At 48.9% G+C, this 583-nt stretch carries 2 pseudogenes; both read right to left on the bottom strand.

The features are described 5' to 3' along the window. Positions 1-374 (bottom strand): annotated as a pseudogene (gene araH / locus R7E78_RS28695) (L-arabinose ABC transporter permease AraH); the annotation flags it as partial. 14 nt (positions 375-388) lie between these two features. Beyond that, positions 389-583 (bottom strand): annotated as a pseudogene (gene araG, locus R7E78_RS28690) (L-arabinose ABC transporter ATP-binding protein AraG); the annotation flags it as partial.

Here is a 583-nt window from a genome sequence, read left to right as displayed (position 1 = left end):
AAACCGTTTAACAGGCCAAAGGCAACGCCAGAAAGCAGACCTGCGCCCACACCAAGTACCACGCTGCTAGTTGCGTTGATCGCGACGGCGGTAACCACACCTGAGCAAGCAATGATGGACGCGACCGACAAATCCAGATCACCGCACGCCAAGCAAAACAGCATGGCACACGCCACCATGCCACTCATAGAGATCGCCAAACCCAGACCTTTCATATTGATGAACGTCGCGAAGTAAGGCACAAAGAAAGCACACAATAAAAACAGACCAGCGAACACCATCAGCATGCCGAATCGGTCCCAAATCCCAGCAAAATTCCATGAACGCTTCGCGTCCTGTTGTTCTAGTATTTTCGTAGAGCTTGTTACAGACATAGGATATTCCTTTATTATGCAGCAGCTTGGTTGTTGCCTAGCATGGCTAAACTCAAAGCAGTTTGTTCTTTAAACTCATGGCGCTGTAGTTCACCTGTTACCGCACCTTCTTTCATCACCATAACGCGATCGGATATACCAAGAACTTCTGGCAAATCACTCGACACCACCAGCACAGTGACACCACGCTCAGCGAGATTGAAAATCAG

It is taken from the genome of Vibrio sp. YT-19(2023), assembly GCF_033337395.1.
This window is presented reverse-complemented; position numbering and strand designations above follow the sequence as displayed.